The sequence below is a fragment of the Streptomyces sp. NPDC055239 genome (assembly GCF_053606205.1).
Genome location: NZ_JBSGRD010000001.1, coordinates 1,037,272 through 1,054,584 on the forward strand (window position 1 = coordinate 1,037,272; position 17,313 = coordinate 1,054,584).

15 protein-coding genes are annotated in these 17,313 nt (G+C 68.6%); 9 read left to right on the plus strand and 6 right to left on the minus strand.

Annotated elements, in window-relative coordinates:
• Positions 1 to 28 precede the first annotated feature (28 nt).
• The gene (locus ACWFRJ_RS04250; RefSeq protein WP_453524643.1) at positions 29 to 1,345 is read right to left on the minus strand and encodes an RICIN domain-containing protein; all 1,317 of its coding nucleotides are present in this window, start codon (positions 1,343 to 1,345) and stop codon (positions 29 to 31) included.
• A gap of 236 nt (positions 1,346 to 1,581) precedes the next feature.
• Here ACWFRJ_RS04250 and ACWFRJ_RS04255 point away from each other — a divergent pair, with 236 nt between their 5' ends.
• From ACWFRJ_RS04255 to ACWFRJ_RS04280, 6 genes are all read left to right on the plus strand, one after another.
• Positions 1,582 to 2,271 carry an alpha/beta fold hydrolase gene (locus tag ACWFRJ_RS04255; protein ID WP_453524644.1) on the plus strand — a complete coding sequence of 230 codons (690 nt, stop codon included), beginning with the start codon at positions 1,582 to 1,584 and terminating at the stop codon, positions 2,269 to 2,271.
• A gap of 88 nt (positions 2,272 to 2,359) precedes the next feature.
• Positions 2,360 to 2,929 carry a glycerol-3-phosphate responsive antiterminator gene (locus ACWFRJ_RS04260; RefSeq protein WP_453524645.1) on the plus strand — a complete coding sequence of 190 codons (570 nt, stop codon included), beginning with the start codon at positions 2,360 to 2,362 and terminating at the stop codon, positions 2,927 to 2,929.
• Between the two features lie 260 nt (positions 2,930 to 3,189).
• A complete protein-coding gene (locus ACWFRJ_RS04265; RefSeq protein WP_453524646.1) occupies positions 3,190 to 4,491 on the plus strand; it encodes an MFS transporter in 1,302 nt (433 codons plus the stop codon).
• Between the two features lie 52 nt (positions 4,492 to 4,543).
• A complete protein-coding gene (locus ACWFRJ_RS04270) occupies positions 4,544 to 5,320 on the plus strand; it encodes an SDR family NAD(P)-dependent oxidoreductase (RefSeq protein WP_453524647.1) in 777 nt (258 codons plus the stop codon).
• A gap of 75 nt (positions 5,321 to 5,395) precedes the next feature.
• Positions 5,396 to 6,859, plus strand: coding sequence for an FAD-binding oxidoreductase (locus ACWFRJ_RS04275; RefSeq protein WP_453524648.1), 1,464 nt, complete (start codon positions 5,396 to 5,398; stop codon positions 6,857 to 6,859).
• Between the two features lie 104 nt (positions 6,860 to 6,963).
• Positions 6,964 to 8,403: an FGGY-family carbohydrate kinase gene (locus tag ACWFRJ_RS04280; RefSeq protein ID WP_453524649.1), complete on the plus strand. Its 1,440-nt coding sequence runs from the start codon at positions 6,964 to 6,966 to the stop codon at positions 8,401 to 8,403.
• A 198-nt stretch (positions 8,404 to 8,601) separates the two neighbouring features.
• Here the strand turns inward: ACWFRJ_RS04280 and ACWFRJ_RS04285 are convergent, their stop codons facing one another.
• The 4 genes from ACWFRJ_RS04285 to ACWFRJ_RS04300 form a co-directional block, all read right to left on the minus strand.
• Positions 8,602 to 9,201, minus strand: coding sequence for a GOLPH3/VPS74 family protein (locus ACWFRJ_RS04285; protein WP_453524650.1), 600 nt, complete (start codon positions 9,199 to 9,201; stop codon positions 8,602 to 8,604).
• Between the two features lie 198 nt (positions 9,202 to 9,399).
• Entirely contained in the window at positions 9,400 to 10,158 is a 759-nt protein-coding gene (locus ACWFRJ_RS04290; protein WP_453524651.1) for an SDR family NAD(P)-dependent oxidoreductase, read from the minus strand.
• A 58-nt stretch (positions 10,159 to 10,216) separates the two neighbouring features.
• Positions 10,217 to 11,185: an alpha/beta hydrolase gene (locus ACWFRJ_RS04295; RefSeq protein WP_453524652.1), complete on the minus strand. Its 969-nt coding sequence runs from the start codon at positions 11,183 to 11,185 to the stop codon at positions 10,217 to 10,219.
• A gap of 99 nt (positions 11,186 to 11,284) precedes the next feature.
• A complete protein-coding gene (locus ACWFRJ_RS04300; RefSeq protein WP_453524653.1) occupies positions 11,285 to 11,602 on the minus strand; it encodes a putative quinol monooxygenase in 318 nt (105 codons plus the stop codon).
• Positions 11,603 to 11,747: 145 nt separating this feature from the next.
• On the opposite strand from ACWFRJ_RS04300, the gene ACWFRJ_RS04305 reads away from it, so the two are divergent.
• A complete protein-coding gene (locus ACWFRJ_RS04305; RefSeq protein ID WP_453524654.1) occupies positions 11,748 to 12,653 on the plus strand; it encodes an AraC family transcriptional regulator in 906 nt (301 codons plus the stop codon).
• A gap of 197 nt (positions 12,654 to 12,850) precedes the next feature.
• Positions 12,851 to 13,543, plus strand: coding sequence for a response regulator (locus tag ACWFRJ_RS04310; RefSeq protein ID WP_453524655.1), 693 nt, complete (start codon positions 12,851 to 12,853; stop codon positions 13,541 to 13,543).
• Here ACWFRJ_RS04310 and ACWFRJ_RS04315 read toward each other — a convergent pair.
• Positions 13,518 to 14,720 (minus strand): sensor histidine kinase, encoded by a 1,203-nt coding sequence (locus ACWFRJ_RS04315; RefSeq protein WP_453524656.1) that lies wholly within the window; start codon positions 14,718 to 14,720, stop codon positions 13,518 to 13,520. The two genes, ACWFRJ_RS04310 and ACWFRJ_RS04315, sit on opposite strands and share 26 nt — an antisense overlap.
• Before the next feature lie 290 nt (positions 14,721 to 15,010).
• Between ACWFRJ_RS04315 and ACWFRJ_RS04320 the strand changes: the two genes are divergently transcribed.
• The gene (locus ACWFRJ_RS04320; RefSeq protein WP_453524657.1) at positions 15,011 to 17,257 is read left to right on the plus strand and encodes an MMPL family transporter; all 2,247 of its coding nucleotides are present in this window, start codon (positions 15,011 to 15,013) and stop codon (positions 17,255 to 17,257) included.
• The last annotated feature ends 56 nt before the right edge of the window (positions 17,258 to 17,313 follow it).

Sequence of the window (17,313 nt, forward strand, 5' to 3'; positions counted from 1 at the left end):
AGCGAGGGGGCGTCCCGGCCTTCGCTGCCTACTCCCTGGGGTGCAGGTAGAAGGTCTCGTTGGCCGCGGGACTGGGCCAGTCGGAGCTCAGCTGGTAGGGCCATTGGATGACCCAGGTGCCATCGCCGGTCTCGTTGTGATTGATGTTCGCGTACAGGTCGGTTCCGTTGTTGCGCAGGGCGGTCAGGTTCGGGAACCTCGGGTTGGGGTGTTCCAGTGTGAAGTTCTGGGTGTCGCGGGGGTAACCACCGGATCCGGGTTCGCCGTTGGCGGGGTGGCAGTCCCAGATGTTCAGGTAGTCGCCGCGGCCCGAGCGCTGGCCGCCTGCGACATCGACGCATTTCCCGTTGGACTTGCTCACGATCCGGTACAGCGGCCTACCGGTGTCGCCGGTCAGCCCCAGCCCGCGGAGGTACCAGCGCTGGTTGTCGGCGCCGTTGTCGTGGTACTGGATCACGTGGGTGCCGTTGGCGTCCTCGCCCTGGTACACGTCCAGGAGCCGGTCGCTGTTGTCCGCGTGGATCGTCAACTCGGCCGGTCCTGCGCCCGCCTGGAGGGTTCCGAAGCGCACGGGCCAATGATCGCTGCCGTAGTTGGACAGCACGGTGGCCTGCCAGCGGTCGGTGTCGACGTCGGAGACCATGTAGTCGAGTTCGTTGCCTGACTGCTGGGTGGCCTGGCCGCCGTTGTAGACGCGGTAGCCCGCGGGCGGGTTGAGCGCGGCCAGGTTCTGCGGGGTCCGGTTGAAGTCGCCCAACGCGGCCCAGTCCAGGAAGCCTTGTAAGAACGCGGCCTCGGCGATGCGGCGCAGCAGGGCCCCGGCGTCGTTCCCGCCGCCCGAGGCCGCGTGTACGGAGGCGAACAGGATGCCATCGGCGCGGTTCACCACTCCGAGCGCCGGGCGGTAGACGCTGTTGATGGGAAGGACGTTGTCCGGCTGCCAGGAGGTGACCATTCCAAGATCCCGGGACGTGGTCCGCAGGATGTACAGATGTCGGAGCGGCCCGTTGTCCCCCTGCACCCAGAGGTAGTGCTCGACTCCGTTCACCATGCCCTGGTAGTACGAACCGGCGGGTTGCCCCTGCGGCACTTCCTGGAGGGCGACGACGTCGTGGGTGCGGGCCAAGTTGTACGCGCCCTGCCAGCGGTCCGGCCCTGCCTGCATGTTCCAGGTCGCCGCGACATGGCTGTCGGGGTTCGCCGCCTGCGCCACACCGCTGTTCGCGACCACCCCCGCGCAGGCGAGAAGCAGCGTGACCAGCATCGCCGTCAGGCGGCGTAAGCGGACCAGTGACCTCGGTCTGCCGCGGCGGGAGGCTCTCTCGTTCCCTCTGCCAGTTGTCATGTCCTGAACTGTCGCAGGTCTCATATGCCAGAGGTATGGGCTGTTTCGGACAACGTGAGCATTGGCGGGCCTCACCTGAAAAGGGTGAGGCATCGACCCCGCTGAAGCGGATGACCTGTGCAGTGGAACGCCACAGGGTCGGGGCGGGCGCCATTTCTGCGCACGGACAAGATCTTGCGGTGGACATCCAGCGCACTGCCACGTCATCGCCCGATGTCTACGGAAGAGGGACTCTCATGGTGGGCAAGCCCAGCATCGTATTCGCCCACGGGCTCTGGGCCGACGGGTCATGCTTCACCAAGCTGATCCCCACGCTCCAGGCCGAAGGGCACGAGGTCTTCGTCTCGCAGCACGGCCTCAACTCGCTCGAGAGCGACGTCGCGTGCGTCAACTTCACGCTCAATCACGTCCCAGGCCCGATCGTGCTCGTCGGTCACTCGTACGGCGGGACCCTGATCACCAAGGCCGGCACGCACGACCGCGTCGGCGCCCTGGTGTACATCGCCGCGCTGGGTCCGGACGAGGACGAGACGTCGCAGTCACAGCAGGACCAGTTCACCCGCACGCCCGTCTTCGATCACGTCGATGTCGCTGATGGGCGCGTGTGGCTCAAGTCCTCAGGTGTTCCGGACTTCTGCGGCGACCTGCCGGAGGCGGAGCAGATGCTCGTCCTGGCGACGGGGGCGGTGCCGGTCGTGGACCTGTTCAACCAGCAGGTTCCCGGCACGGCCTGGCGCACGAAGCCGAGTTGGTCCATCGTCGCCACCAACGACCGCACGGTCAACCCCGAGCTGGAACGCTTCGCGGCCAAGCGCATGGGCGCGAAGACCTACGAGGTGACCAGCAGCCATGTGCCGATGCTCTCGCATCCTGACCTTGTTCTTGACGTGATCCGCGAGGCCGCGAGGTCCCTCGAAGGGTACTGAGTGGGGTGGCCTGGGTCCGTGTCGCGGGCCCAGGCCACGCCCGTACCCTGAGGGAGCTTGTCGCCGCGCCGCACTCCAGGAGTCCACTTTGACCACCACGCCGCTCCCGTCGCTCCTGGAGGAGTACCCGGTCGTCGCCAGCATCAAGGACGAGGGCGATCTCGACGCCGTGCTGCGCTCCGACTGCCGCATCGTCTTCCTGCTCTACGGCACCGTCCTCGATCTGCCCGCGATCGTGCGACGGCTCAAGGACGACGGCCGGATCGTGCTCGTCAATGTGGATCTGCTCGAAGGCTTCGCCGCCAAGGAGGTCGTGGTCCGCTACGTCAAGGAGAAGACGGCCGCCGACGGGATCCTCAGCTCCAAGGCGTTCATGCTGCGCGCGGCTCGCGACCTCGGGCTCTACACGGTGCACCGCTTCTTCCTCATCGACTCGCTCTCGTACCGCAACCTCGCCCCGCAGCTGCGCATGTCGAAAGCCGACTGCGTCGAGATCCTGCCGGGCTGTATGCCGCGGGTCATCTCCTGGGTCGTCGCGGACATCGACGTGCCGCTCATCGCGGGCGGCCTGGTCTGCGACCGGGACGACGTGTTCGCCGCTCTGAAGGCGGGAGCGAGCGCGATCGCCTCGTCGAACCGGGAGGTCTGGGCGATGTGAATCCGGGGGTTGACACTGCAGACACCTCCGATTTACTTTTGCGGAGCGGCCCGCAGAAGGCGCCGCCACATGCTGCACCACAATCACATATCGGCTTCCGGAACAAGGGTCAACGAACCTCTGTTCCGGGGCAGTTACTAGAGACCAGAGAACAGTAACTCCACCCGACACCGGGAGAGTTGCTGTTCTTTTTTTGTGCCCTTTTGGCCTTTTGGGCACGCCATCCTGCCCTGCATTTCCACAAAGAGGTGGTGAGCGCCGTGACCAAGTCCCAGAGATGGGTCAGCTTTCTGATCCTGTCGATGACCTGCGGAATCATCTATCAGGTCGCGTACATACGATTCGTGTTCCTGGGGCCCACGGCTCAGGCTCTCGAGCTCTCGGCGCAGGACTACGCCAACATCATCTCGGTCTTCGGCATCGTCGCCATGGTGATGTACTTCTTCGGCGGATGGTTCGCGGACAGGTTCCGGCCGAAGGTCCTCATCGTGACCGCGCTCATCGGCACCGGATTGGCGGACCTCTATCTCGGGACCGTTCCGGGGTACTGGGGAATTCTCGCCGCACACGTCCTCATGGCCGTCATGGGAATGGGCCTCTACTGGGCCGCTCTGGTGAAAGCCATCGGAATGCTGGGCGATTCCTCGGAGCAGGGCCGTCTGTTCGGTTTCCTGGAGGGCATGAGGGGTGTCACGTCGACGATCGTCGGCTTCGTGGGGACGGCCGTCGTCGCGGCGAGCGTCGCCGAGGCGGCGGGCGTTCTCTGGCTGATCCGGCTCTACGGCCTCCTGTGCTTCGTCTACGCCGCACTCGTGTGGCTGTTCGTCAAGGGCGACGAGCGGCGCCTGGCCGACCTCGGCTCCAGCACCCTCACCCTGCGCCAGCTGGGACGCGCCGCGCGGAACAAATACACGTGGCTGATCGGCGGCACGGTCGCGCTGATGTACTGCTTCTACACCACGCTCGGCTACTTCTCGCCGCTCCTCGAGCACCAGTACGGGATGGCCGCCGTGCTCATCGGCGTCATCGGAGTCGTGCGCACCTACGTCTTCCAGTTCGTCGCCGGTCCCGCGGGCGGAGTCGTCGTGGACAAGGTCACCCGGTCCACGCCCCGTTTTCTGCGCTGGATGTTCGCCGGCTGCGCCGCCGTGGCTCTGAGCTTCCTCGTCCTGCCGCGCGAGTCCACCTTCAAGTGGGTGGCGCTGGTCCTGATGTTCGTGCTGTGCCTCCTGGTGTTCGCCAGCCGCGGTGTCTACTGGGCGCAGGTCGGTGAGGTCGAGATCCCGGAGAACGAGCGTGGCGGGGTCATCGGCCTGGCCTCGGGGATCGCCTATCTGCCCGATGCCTTCCTGCCCACCGTGTCTGCCTGGTGGATCGGCGATCCGGCCGCCACGCCCGCTGTCCCCGAGCGCGGCGGCGGCTACACCACCCTCTTCCTGTTCCTCCTGGCCATGGCCCTGCTCGGCCTGGGGCTCACCACGCTCACCGCCCGCGTCCGCCGCCGTGAACTGTCCGCAGCCACCGAGCCCGGCACCACTCAGGCGGTGCCCGTGACCGCTTGAACCGCCCACCAGGACCCCTGCCAGCAGCGCACCACGAAAGAGCGAACTCCCCATGGACATCACCGAGTTCCACCGCGACTTCTTCTCCCTCGACGGCAAGAACGCCATCGTCACCGGGGGCAACACCGGCCTCGGACAGGCCTTCTCGCTGGCCCTTGCCAAGGCGGGGGCGAACGTCTTCGTGCCGTCCGTCGCCGCCGACGACGGCACGACCCAGAAGCTCATCGAGGCCGAAGGACGCCGCATGGAGTTCCTCGAGGCCGACCTGACAGAGCCCGGCGTGCCACGGCGGATCGTCGAGGGATGCGCGGATGCCTTCGGATCGGTGGACATCGTGGTGAACTCGGCCGGCATCTGCAACCTGGCCGAGGTGGAGAAGTTCGGGCGGGGCGAGTGGGACCCGATGATCAGCGTGAACCTGACGGCGCCGTTCGAGCTGAGCCACGAGGCGATCCGGTTCATGATCCCGCAGCGCTCCGGCAAGATCATCAACATCGCGTCGATGTTCTCGTTCCTCGGCGGCCGGTTCTCCCCGGCGTACGCCGCCACGAAGCACGGCATCGCAGGCTTCACCAAGGCGTACTGCGACGAGGTCGCCCAGCACAACATCCAGGTCAACGCGATCGCGCCCGGCTACTTCGCCACGCGGATCACCGAGGCGACCCGTGCGAACGCCGAGACCAACCAGCGCGTCCTTGACCACATCCCGGCCGGCCGCTGGGGCGACGTCGCCGACCTGATGGGAACGACGGTCTTCCTCGCCTCCCGCGCGTCGAACTACGTCAACGGCCATGTGCTCCCGGTCGACGGAGGCTACTTGGTCCGCTGAGCCCGACGGCTTCGCCCACCCCAGACGCCCACGGAACAAACACCCCTCACACCGCACCGAACGAGGTAGATCACCATGGCCCAGTCGCTCTCCAAGCTCTCCCGCGAGGACATCGTCGCCCGCCTCACGGATCTGCTCGCCGCCGAGCAGATCGTCACGGACCAGGAGCAGCTCAAGCTCGCGAGCGTCGACCGGTTCAAGAAGTACCAGTCCGTGCACGGCATCTTCGACGGCCCGATCCCGGCCGCGATCGTCAACGCCCGCTCCACCGAGGACATCGCGAAGGTCCTCGCTTTCGCCAATGACAACAAGATCAACGTCGTGGCGCGCACCGGCCGCACCGGCACTGAGGGCGGCCTGGAGACCGCGGTCGAGGACACCCTCGTACTCGACGGCTCGGGCCTCGACGAGATCATCAAGATCGACCCGGAGAACATGCAGGTCACCGTCCAGTGCGGAGTCCCGCTGCAACTGCTCGAGGACACACTGCGCGAGCAGGGCCTGACCACAGGCCACTCCCCGCAGTCCAAGCCGCTCGCCCAGTACGGCGGTCTGGTCTCCACCCGCTCCATCGGCCAGTTCTCCACCCTGTACGGGGCGATCGAGGACATGGTCGTCGGCCTGGAGGCGGTCTTCCCCGACGGCACCGTGACCCGCATCAAGAACGTGCCGCGCCGCTCGGCGGGCCCGGACATCCGGCACATCGTCATCGGCAACGAGGGCGCGCTGTGCTACATCACCGAGGTCACCGTCAAGATCTTCAAGTACCAGCCGGAGAACAACGAGTTCCACGGCTTCCTCGTCGACGACATCGCCACCGGCGTCAAGGTCATCCGTGAGGTCGTGACGAACGGCTTCAAGCCGTCGGTGGTGCGCGTGTACTCGCCGGAAGACGCCCGCCAGCACTTCGCGCACTTCTACGACGGCAAGGTCGTCGTCATCTTCGTCGCCGAGGGCCCCCGGGGCATCGTGCGCGCCACCAGCGAGGAGATCGAGCGCGTCATCGGCCAGTACGCGCACGAGAAGGTCGCCCCGGCGCTCATCGAGAACTGGTTCGACAACCTCAACTGGGGCGTCGACAAGATCGAGGCCGAGCAGCAGGTCATGCTCAACCAGGCCGAACTCGGCTACACCACCGAGGTCTCGGTCGACTGGTCGCGCACCGTCGAGCTGTACGACAACGTCATGCACCGCATCCGCGACGAGTTCCCCGCGGCCGACGATCTGGTGATGCTCGGTGCCCACTCCTCGCACAGCTACCAGACGGGCACGAACCTCTACTTCGTCTACGACTACAAGATCAACTGCGAGCCGCGCGAAGAGATCGGCAAGTACCACATCCCGCTCAACGCGATCATCGTCGAGGAGGCCCTCAGGGTCGGCGGCTCGATCGTCCACCACCACGGCATCGGCAAGTACCGCGCACCGTGGACCACACAGGAGCACGGCAGCGCGTACGCGATCCTCGCCAAGCTCAAGGAGACCTTCGACCCGAACGGGATCATGAACAAGGGCACCATCTTCCCGATGGACGCCTGAAGTCCCCTGCCCGCGGCTCCGGTCGGCTGACTCCCGGCGACCGGGGCCGCGCCCCACCTCTCCCTCGTTCTTCTCTCCCCTCGTACGACCTGACCGGAGTGGGCATGACCAGCACCCGTCCTCGCTACTTCATCGGCATCGACAACGGCTCCCAGTCGTCCAAGGTGACCGTCTTCGACGCCCACGGCCGTGCCGTCAGCGAGGGCCATGCCGCGCTGCGCCCCTACGACACCCCGCGCCCCGGTGTCGTCGAGCACCCGGACGACGACCTGTGGACGTCGATCGGCGAGGCGAGCCGCGCGGCCATGGCAGCCTTCGGCGGCGACCCCGCGGACATCGCGGGGGTGGGTCTGTGCACGATCCGGTTCTGCCGCGCGATCCTCAAAGCGGACGGCACCCTCGCCCAGCCGGTCATGAGCTGGATGGACGAGCGGGTCTCCCTGCCCTTCACACGGACGAACCCCGAGGCGGCCTACGTCACCACCTCCTCCGGCTACGTCAGCCACCGCATGACCGGCGCCTTCCGCGACACGGCGGCCAATTGCGCAGGCATGTGGCCCCTGGACTCCGACACCTGGCAGTGGACGGACGACGACGCGGAACTCGCCAAGTACGGCATCCCGCGCGACATGCTCGTCGAGCTGGTCCAACCCGGCGAGACTCTCGGCACGGTCACCGAGGCCGCCGCGGCTCACACCGGCATCCCGGTCGGCATCCCCGTCGTCGCCACCGCCAACGACAAGGCGGTCGAGGCCCTCGGCTGCGGCCTGCGCGGCCCCGACACGCTGCTCGTCTCCCTCGGCACGTACGTCGCGGGCATGACGACGGGCCCGCGCAACGTCCCGAACGCGACCGACTTCTGGACCAACTACGCCTCCGAGCCGCACGCCTACCTCTACGAGTCCCACGGCGTGCGGCGCGGCATGTGGACGGTGAGCTGGTACCGCGACCTGCTCGGTGAGGAAGCCGCCGCACACGCGCGGACCGCCGGACTCTCCGTCGAGGACTACCTCAACTCCGAGGCGGCGAAGGTCGCTGCGGGCTCCGACGGCCTGATGACGGTTCTGGACTGGCTCGCCCCCGGGGAAGCCCCCTTCCGCAAGGGCTCCATCCTCGGCTTCGACGGCCGCCAGGGCCGCTTCCACATCTACCGCTCGATCCTCGAGGCCCTCGCCATGACCATCCATGACACCAGTGCCCGGATGGCGGCGGAACTGGGCGCCGAGTACCGCGAGGTCATCGTCTCCGGCGGCGGCTCCCGCTCCGACCTGATGATGCAGATCCACGCCGACGTGCACGGCGTCCCGGCCCGCCGCGCCGAAGCGTCAAGCACTGCCGGGCTCGGCGCCGCGATCTGCGCGGCGGTGGGCCTGGGCACGTACGCCGACTTCGACGTGGCGGTGGCGGAGATGGTCCGCCCCGGCGAGATCTTCCTGCCGAGCCAGGCCCACCACCGTCTCTACCAGCGCTTGGAGAGCGTTTACCGCGACGTACGCGGCCACACCGACGCGATCTATCGGCGGAGTTCTGACATTTTCGGCTAGGCGGGGGCTTGCCGGGCTTGCCTGCCTGGGAAAATGTTGGGCCGATCAACTACTCGCAGTGGGCCTCCTGGTCCGACGGAGCAGGAGGCCGGGCTCCTCGCATCCGGGAGATACGGCGCGCCGCCCGACGGCCGTGCGACCGCGTCGCCGTCGCCGTCGCCGTCGGACTCGACCGCGACGGGCGAATGCGGGCTCGGCTCACGGTCCGCGCCAGAGGTTGGCGAAGGCCGCGTTCTCGATGGTCCGCCTCTGGCGTACGGCCTCCAGCTCCATCACCGCGTCGTGGACGGCGGCCAGCACGGTCGTCACCGCCTCGTCATCGAGGCCGGGCTCATCGTCGGATCGTTCGTCGTCGATGCCCACGACCGAGGCGAGGGCGGCCAGCACGGGTTCCTTCTCATTCCAGCGCTCGGTTGCTCGGCGGCGCGCGGGCGTGTCGACCGGTTCCACGCGTTGCGAGCCGAAGGACAACCGGCCGCTTGGCTGTGGCTTCAGCTCATCGTTCTCCTCCAGGGCGGCCTGATACGCGGCCGAGAGGTCTCGGCCCCGGCGCCACAGCCAGTCCTCGATCCGCTCATAGGGCGCCTGGCGGGTGAGCGCTGCCGCAGCCTCGCCCATGAACCGATCGTCCAGCGTCGGCTGTCCACCCGGCACAATGCGGTCGCCGTCCACGGCGACCGCCCCCGCACCGATGAGATCGATCAGCTCGGCTCCCGCGAGTGCGAGGGACAGGTCGCCCTGTCCCACGGAATGCTTGCGGTCCATGGCGATGATGAACAGGTCTTTCGCCGTGGTCATGAACGGCTCCCCTCAAGGACATCGACAAAGGTGCGTCCTCACCGACCGGGCTCGCGTTCGTGGCCGGCCCGGCGGCGGGGCGACTGTCACCACCAGTATCGCCCCGCCCGCGCGGCCGAAGCCATTTCGCAAGGTGGCGGGAGTTTCTGCCGACGACATCAGAACGGCCCCTGCACCAGGATTTTCAGTGATCTTCTGCTAGAGGTTGTAGCCGCCCGATACCTCGATGTTCTGAGCGGTGACCCAGCGGCTCTCATCGGAGACCAGTGTGGCGATCATCGCGCCGATGTCGTCGGGTTCGCCGACCCGGCCGAGCGCGGTCCTCGCGGCAAGGGTCGAGACGACCTCGGGGAACCGGGTGAAGGCGTCGTCGGCGATCCGGGTGCGGGTCGATCCCGGCGAGACGGCGTTGACGCGGATGCCGCGCGTGCTGAATTCCTTTGCCATGTACCGGGTCAGCACGTTCAGGCCGCCCTTCATGGACGCATAGGCCGAGTAGCCGGGCTCCAGGCCGGCAGTCGCCGCCGAGTTGCTGCTCGTGTTGACGATGGCCCCGCCGTCCGCTGTCAGGGGCAGCAGCTTCTGCGTCAGGAAGTACGGTCCCTTGAGCAGGACCCGCATGAGCCTGTCGAACGTCTCCTCGGCCGTGTCCTCGATCAGCGATGTGTGCGCGAAACCGGCGTTGTTGACCAGGTAGTCGAAGGTGTCGCGCTGCCAGGTGTCGCGCAGCACACCGGCCACCGTGTCACGGAAGGCCGCGAAAGTGCCGCTCTCGCCGACGTCCAGCGGCAGTGCGACGGCCGTGCCGCCCTCCTTCTCGATGGCGGCGGCCGTCTCAAGACCGCCTTGCCGGTTGCTGCCGTAGGTCAGGATGACTCCGGTTCCGCGCTTGGCGATCTCGATCGCGGCGCTTCGTCCGATGCCGGAGCTGGCGCCCGTGACGATGGCGACCTTCATGGTGTTCCTCCTGTAGTGCGATCGTGCGTGCGTGTGTGTTGTGTGTGAGCCGTCGGTGTCATGCGTTGGAGTTCGGGAGCAGGACTCGGGCGAGCCAGTCGCTGCGGGTCCGGCGGGCCGTGGCCGAGATGTGCGCCTGCGGGTACAGCGCGTCGAATCCGTGGAAGCCGCCCGCCCAGACGTGGAGTTCGGCCTGGCCGCCGGCCGCCCAGATCCGGGTGGCGTAGTCGGCGTCCTCGTCGCGGAAGACCTCGGCGGAACTGGTGTCGACATAGGTGGTCGGCAGGCCCGAGAGGTCGTCGGCCACCGCGGGTGAGATGTACGCGGATACCTCGTCCTCGGCGAGTTCGCCGAGGACGCTGCGCCAGCCGAACTCGTTCATCTCGCCGGTCCACACGCCCGGGACGCCGGAGTACTGGCGGCTGGAGATGCTGGTGTTGCGGTGGTCGAGCATGGGGCAGATCAGCAGCTGCGCGGCGATCGCAGGGGTGCCCAGGTCGCGGGCCAGCAGGGTGACGCCGGCGGCGAGGCCGCCGCCCGCGCTGGCGCCCGCGACGACGATCCGGGCGGGGTCGATGCCCAGTTCGGCGGCGTGTTCGGCGACCCAGAGCAGTCCCTGGTAGCAGTCTTCGACCAGGGCGGTGCCGGTGGCCTCGGGTGCGAGCCGGTAGTCCACGGAGACCACCACCGCGCCGAACTCGTCCAGCCACTCCAGCGGTATGTCGATCTGCGAGAAGCGATCACCCATGACCATCCCGCCGCCGTGCATCCAGTAGACGCAGGGTGCGGCGATGGTGCGATCGGTGTTCGCGGGGCTGAAGACCGACAGGGGGATGGAGGCACCGTCCTCGGCGGGCACGGTGACTTCGCGCCGGTCGACGTGCCGGTGGGCGAGGAGGGACTCGATGGGCGTCGACGGGAGTCGGCGCAGTTGCGCGAGCACTTCCGGACTGAGCTGGGACATGAGGGGCATGTCGGCGAGCAGCTCGCCCAGTTCGGGGTCAAGGGCAGGTCGTGCCGTGAACATGGTGCTCCCTTTCACGGGGTGGCGGCGGACGTCGGGTGAGGAGAGGGCCGCCTCGGCTGGGACCGAGCGGCAGGAAGGACCAGGGGATCGATCGGCGGGTCAGGAGGCGGCCTTTCCGCGGACCGGCACGTAGTCGGTGTACTCGGACTCCTTGGCCAGCAGTCCGTCGACCTGCGCCACGATGGCCTGGGCGGTCTCGTCGGCGAAGATCCGGTGGTGGTCCTCCTCGCTGGTCCAGCCCTCGGTGACGTGGACGACGTCGGGGGCGGACGCGGAGCGGGAGACGAGGTAGACGACGCAATGTTCGCTCGCGCCGGGGCTGCCCTCGTTCAGGCCGGTCAGCAGCAGGTCGACCAGCCGGTCGCCCATGTGGGGCTTGGCGGTCAGGGTGGCGTTGAATCCGTAGGTGGCGATCATTGGGTGCCTTCTTCGGCGTTGATGGAGTGAGGTGATTCCATTCAACCCGTGTGACCTGCGAAAACGTTAGAACGATGCTCGCTCGTACTTGCACGATCCTCTCGCCCACGGGAGCCACCGTGCCGAATGGTGCTGCAATGGAGGCATGTACCTCGAAGAGCTCCGCACCCTGCTGGCCCGGCATGCCCGGTCCGACTGGGCCACCGCCGTGGACGGCGTCCTCATCTCGAAGGTCGACCGGTCCGATCCGCCGTCGCCCTCGATGTCGGGCACGGTGCTGGCCCTCATCGCCCAGGGCGCCAAACGACTCGCCCTGGGCGACCGGGTGTACGAGTACGGCCCGGGGCAGTACCTGGTCGCATCCGTCGACCTGCCCGTCACCGGACAGTTCACCCAGGCCGACCCCGAGCTGCCGGCGCTGGGGTTCGGTCTCGAGCTGGAACCGTCCGCCGTCGCCGAGTTGCTGCTGCAGGCCGGGCCCGGAGACACTCCTCGCCCCGGCGGAGGCACACCGTCGGGGATCGCCGTCAGCGACGCTTCGGCCCCGTTGCTCGACGCGGTGGTCCGGCTGCTGCGCCTGCTGGACGAGCCCCGCGACCGGGCCGTACTGGCCCCGCTGGTCAAGCGCGAGATCCTGTGGCGCCTGATCACCGGCGAGCAGGGGGCGACGGTTCGCCAACTCGGCCTGGCCGACAGCAGCCTCAGCCACGTCTCCCGGGCCGTGCGCTGGATCCGCGAGCACTACGCGCAGCCCTTCCGGGTCGAGGACGTGGCGCGGCTTTCCGGGATGAGCGTCTCCGCCTTCTACCGCAACTTCCAGGCGGTGACCGCGATGAGCCCCATCCAGTTCCAGAAGCAGATCCGGCTCCAGGAGGCCCGGCTGCTGCTCGCCACCCACCCGGGAGATGTCACCGGAGTCGGTCACCGCGTCGGCTATGACAACCCGTCACAGTTCAGCCGGGAATACCGCCGCCAGTTCGGCGCGCCCCCCAGTCAGGACGCCGCCCGTTTGCGCCACAGCGTGCGCACCCCCGCAGGTGCCCTTCCCTGAGCCGGGCCCCGCACTACGGAGATGTCCCTCCCGCCTCCGGCGGAGAGGTCGGCCCCGCTCCGGCCCGTGGGCTGCCGAGATTACGATGAGCACCAGCTCCGGGGTGGAGGGGGACTTGGTGGTGGCAGCGGGGCGGTGTCGCATGTCAGGGGGCGCCCGTGAGGGGCGAGTCTTGCCGGAGACGGAAGGAACGGGCTGTGGCCGATGAGCTGGTCGATGAGCTGATCGATGTGGTGATCGCCGACGATCAGGAGTTGGTCCGGGCCGGCTTCGAGATGATCCTCGACGCCCAGCCGGGCATCCAGGTCGTGGGTGTCGCCCGAGACGGTGTCGAGTGCGTCGAGCTGGCCCGACGGCTGCGCCCCGCAGTGGTGTTGGCCGACATCCGCATGCCGCGGATGGACGGCTTGGAGGTCACCCGCACCCTGGCGGGCGGCTCGCCCGGCGGATCCGCGATGAACGTCGTCGTGATCACCACCTTCGACCAGGACGACTACGTACGCGACGCTCTGCGCTACGGCGCCTGCGGCTTCCTGCTCAAGGACGCTCCGCCTGCGCTCCTCGTGGAGGCGGTGCGGGCGGCCTCCCGCGGCGACGCGCTGGTCTCGCCCTCGGTCACCGTGCGGCTGCTGCGCGGGCTGCGGCACAGAGCCGGCGGCGAGGAGCAGCAGGAGGCCGCCGGGCTGAGCAGCCGGGAGACGGAGATCGCCCGCCTCGTGGCCGTGGGACGCACCAACCAGGAGATCGCCGAGGAACTGTTCCTTTCGCTGTCGTCGGTGAAGACCTACCTGGCCCGTATCCAGGCCAAGGTCGAGGCCCGCAACCGCGTGGAGATCGCGGCCTGGGCGTGGGAGAACGGTGTGGTCACCTCGCGGGACCAGCGTCCGTGAGGGGGCGCGGCAGCCCGGCCACCACCTCCCACTGACCGGAGCTCGTGACACCGGCCCGGAACGTCCCGTCGAGCGCCTCGACGCGTTCGCGAAGACCGATCAGGCCGAAGCCGCTGCGCCCGCCAGCCGGATGGTCCGCCTGGCGCTGCCCCGCGCTGTTGGTCACCGTCACCCGTACCCACCCCGGGTCGGCGTCCAGACGCACGGTCACCCGCTCGCCCGGGGCATGCCGCAGCACATTGGTGAGCGCCTCCCGGACCACCCGCAGCACAGTCGCCTCGACCTCCGGGCTGAGCCGGCTCGTGCGGACCGCGGCGCTCGCCTCGAGCCGGGCCGCCGGAGCGTCGGGCCTGCGCCGGGAGAACTCACCGACGAAATCCCCGAGTTCGGCGAGGAGATCGCCCGGACGCAGCGCCTGATGGTCGTCCTCACGCAGCACCCGCACAAGGCGCCGCATCGACTCCAAGGTCTCCGTACCGGACCGGGCGATCGCCTCCAGGGCCGGCTCGACCTTCGCGGGCGCGGTCGCGTGGACGGTCCTTGCCGCGTTGGCCTGCACGATGATGCCCGTCATGTGATGGGCGATCAGGTCGTGCAGATCACGGGCCAGAGCCAGCCGCTCGGCGTGCCGCACATCCCGTACGGCCCGCTGCCGACGGGCCTCCGACGCCCGGACGAAGCACCCCATGGCGATGCCGAGCGAGAGCAGGATCGTCACCATGTAGCTGCCCCCGACGAAGCCGTCCAGCGTCCGGGTGCGCAGCGTCTGCATCAGCATGCCGACGGCCAGGGCGGTGACTGTCCACGCCATGGCGCGGGTGCCGGGGACCTGGGCGAGTGTCCGGATGATCAGGAACAGCAGCGCGAACATCTCCAGATACCCGAAGTCCGTCCCGCTCACCGGCGCGAACAGGCACACGCAGCTGAGGGCGAGGGAGATGGCGGCCGCGCCCACCGCCCGCACCGGCAAGGGCAGCGGGCGGTGGGTGCCGGGCAGCGCGAGCGCGGCCAACGGGCCGGTGACGAACACCGGCAGCCAGCTGGTGGGCGCGATCGGCGGCTCGGTCACGAACAGCAGCACCAGGATGTCGGCCGCCCACAGCAGGGCCAGGGACACCACCGCGGCGGCGGAGACGACACGGCGGATGCCGGGTAAGAACGGAAGCTTCCAGTCCACGCCACCAGCCTAAAGAGCCGGATGGCTCTTGTGGTGTCGGCCGGATGACCGACACGGAACGCCGCACTCCGTACCCAGGGCTGACGCCGCGCCGCCGCGTGCTGCCGCAGCATGGTTCGAGGGCACGGGCGTTCCCCCGGCGCCTGTGCCCCGCCCGGCCCGTCGACGACGACGGTCCACGTCCGCGGTCTGTGGGGACAGCGCCCGGCACATTCTCCGGGTGAGCAGCCCAGGGCCCCGACCGCTTCCCACCCTCGTCTCGTTCCTGACGTACGGAGTCTGTTGTTCTCATGGCTACTTTTCTGCACCGGCTCGGGCGCGGCGCGTTCAGGCGTCGCTGGCTGACCCTGTTGCTCTGGGCGGTCGTACTCGGCGTCGCGGGCGCCGCGGCGGCGGGCAGCAGCGGCAGCGGCGACTCGAACATCACCCTGCCCGGCATCGAGGCGCAGAAGGCGTACGACGTGCTCGGTGAGAAATACCCCGCGGCCAACGCCGACGGGGCGAGCGTCCGCGTCGTCGTCCGGGCACCCGACGGGGAGAAGCTGACCGCCGACGAGCCGCGAGCCGAAGTCTCCTCACTGCTCAAGGACTTGCAGGAATCCTCACCGCGCGTCGCCTCGGTCGCCGACCCGTTCAAGGGGAAGACCATCAGCGCCGACGGCATCACCGGCTACGCCCAGGTCACGTACAAGACCAAGCCCGCCGAACTGACGGACGCGGACCACAGCCACCTCGACGACGCCCTTGACGCGGCACGCGGCCAGGGCCTGACCGTGGAGGCGTCCGGCAGCGCGCTGGCACCGGCCGAGGAGAGCAGCGCCGCCGAGGCGATCGGATTCGTGCTCGGCGCGTTGATCCTGGTCGTCACCTTCGGCTCGTTCATCGCGGCCGGCATGCCGCTCCTGACCGCCCTGCTGGGTGTCGGCATCACCGTCAGCGCCATCACCGCGCTCACCACCGCCCTGGATCTCAACAGCAGCACCTCGTCGCTCGCGACCATGCTGGGCATCGCGGTGGGCATCGACTACTCCCTGTTCATCGTCTCCCGCTACCGAGCAGAGCGGGCCGTGGGCCACGACGCCCGCGAGGCGGCCGCCCGGGCGAACGGCACCGCGGGTTCCGCGGTGGTCTTCGCCGGTCTGACCGTCGTCATCGCCCTGGTCGGCCTGGCCGTGGTGAACCTGCCCATCCTCACGGCCATGGGAATGGCCGCGGCCGGCGCCGTCGTCGTTGCCGTCCTGGTCGCCGTCACCCTGGTCCCGGCCCTGCTCGCCTTCGCCCCCGAGCGCGTTCTCGGCCGCCCCTCCCGCAAGAAGTCCGCAGGTGCCGCTGGTTCCGCGGGTTCCGCTGGTTCGACGAAGGCCGCCGGTACGAAGCAGCCTCTGGCGGAGCGCTGGGCGGCCTTCGTGCTGCGCCGCCCGTGGAAGGTCCTGCTCTTCTCGGTCCTCGGCCTCGGCGTGATCGCGCTGCCCGCGACCAGGCTCGAACTGAGTCTGCCCGACGACAGCAGCAAGCCCACCTCCACCACGGAGCGCAAGGCCTACGACATGCTCGCCGAGTCGTTCGGTCCCGGCTTCAACGGTCCGCTGACGCTCGTCGTCAGCGGCGACGATCCCGCGGCTACGAAGAACGCCGTCGGTCAACTCGACGACAGCGTCAAGGACGTGAAGGACGTAGCCACCGTCACACCGGCCACGTACAACCCGGCCGGTGACACCGCGATGGTCACCCTCGTCCCCAAGAGCGCGCCCGCGAGCGACGAGACCAAAGACCTCGTCCACACCATCCGCGACCAGGCCAAGGACGTCCAGAGCGCCACCGGTGCGCAGGCGATGGTTACCGGCACCACCGCGATGAACATCGACGTCGCCTCGAAGTTCGCCGACGCGATCGTGCCCTACCTGGCGCTGGTCGTCGGCCTCGCCTTCCTGGTCCTGATCCTTGTCTTCCGCTCGATCCTGGTGCCGCTCAAGGCGGCGCTCGGCTTCCTGCTGTCCGTCCTGGCCTCTCTCGGCGCAGTGGTCGCGGTCTTCCAGTGGGGCTGGGCCAAGGACCTGTTCGGCCTGGAGACCACCGGCCCGATCATGAGCCTCATGCCGATCCTCCTGGTCGGGATCATCTTCGGCCTCGCCATGGACTATCAGGTCTTCCTGGTCACGCGGATCCGCGAGGCGTACGTTCACGGCGCCGATCCGCGTCAGGCGATCACCGAGGGTTTCCGGCACAGCGGCAAGGTCGTCATCGCGGCCGCGCTGATCATGACGGGTGTCTTCGCCGGGTTCATCGGCGGCCACGACGCCATGATCAAGTCGCTCGGCTTCGGTCTGGCCATCGGGGTCGTCTTCGACGCGTTCGTGGTCCGCATGACCATCGTGCCCGCCGTCCTGGCCCTGCTCGCCGGGCGGGCCTGGTCGCTGCCCGGCTGGCTCGATCGACGTCTGCCGCACGTCGATGTCGAGGGCGAGAATCTCGGCAGTACCCTCCCCGTGGTCCCCGAACCCGCCCGCAAGGAAGCCGACACGGCTCCGACCCGTTGAGCCCACGATGCGCCCGCACACGGGGTGTGCGGGCGCATCGCCTCAGCAGTGGGTCA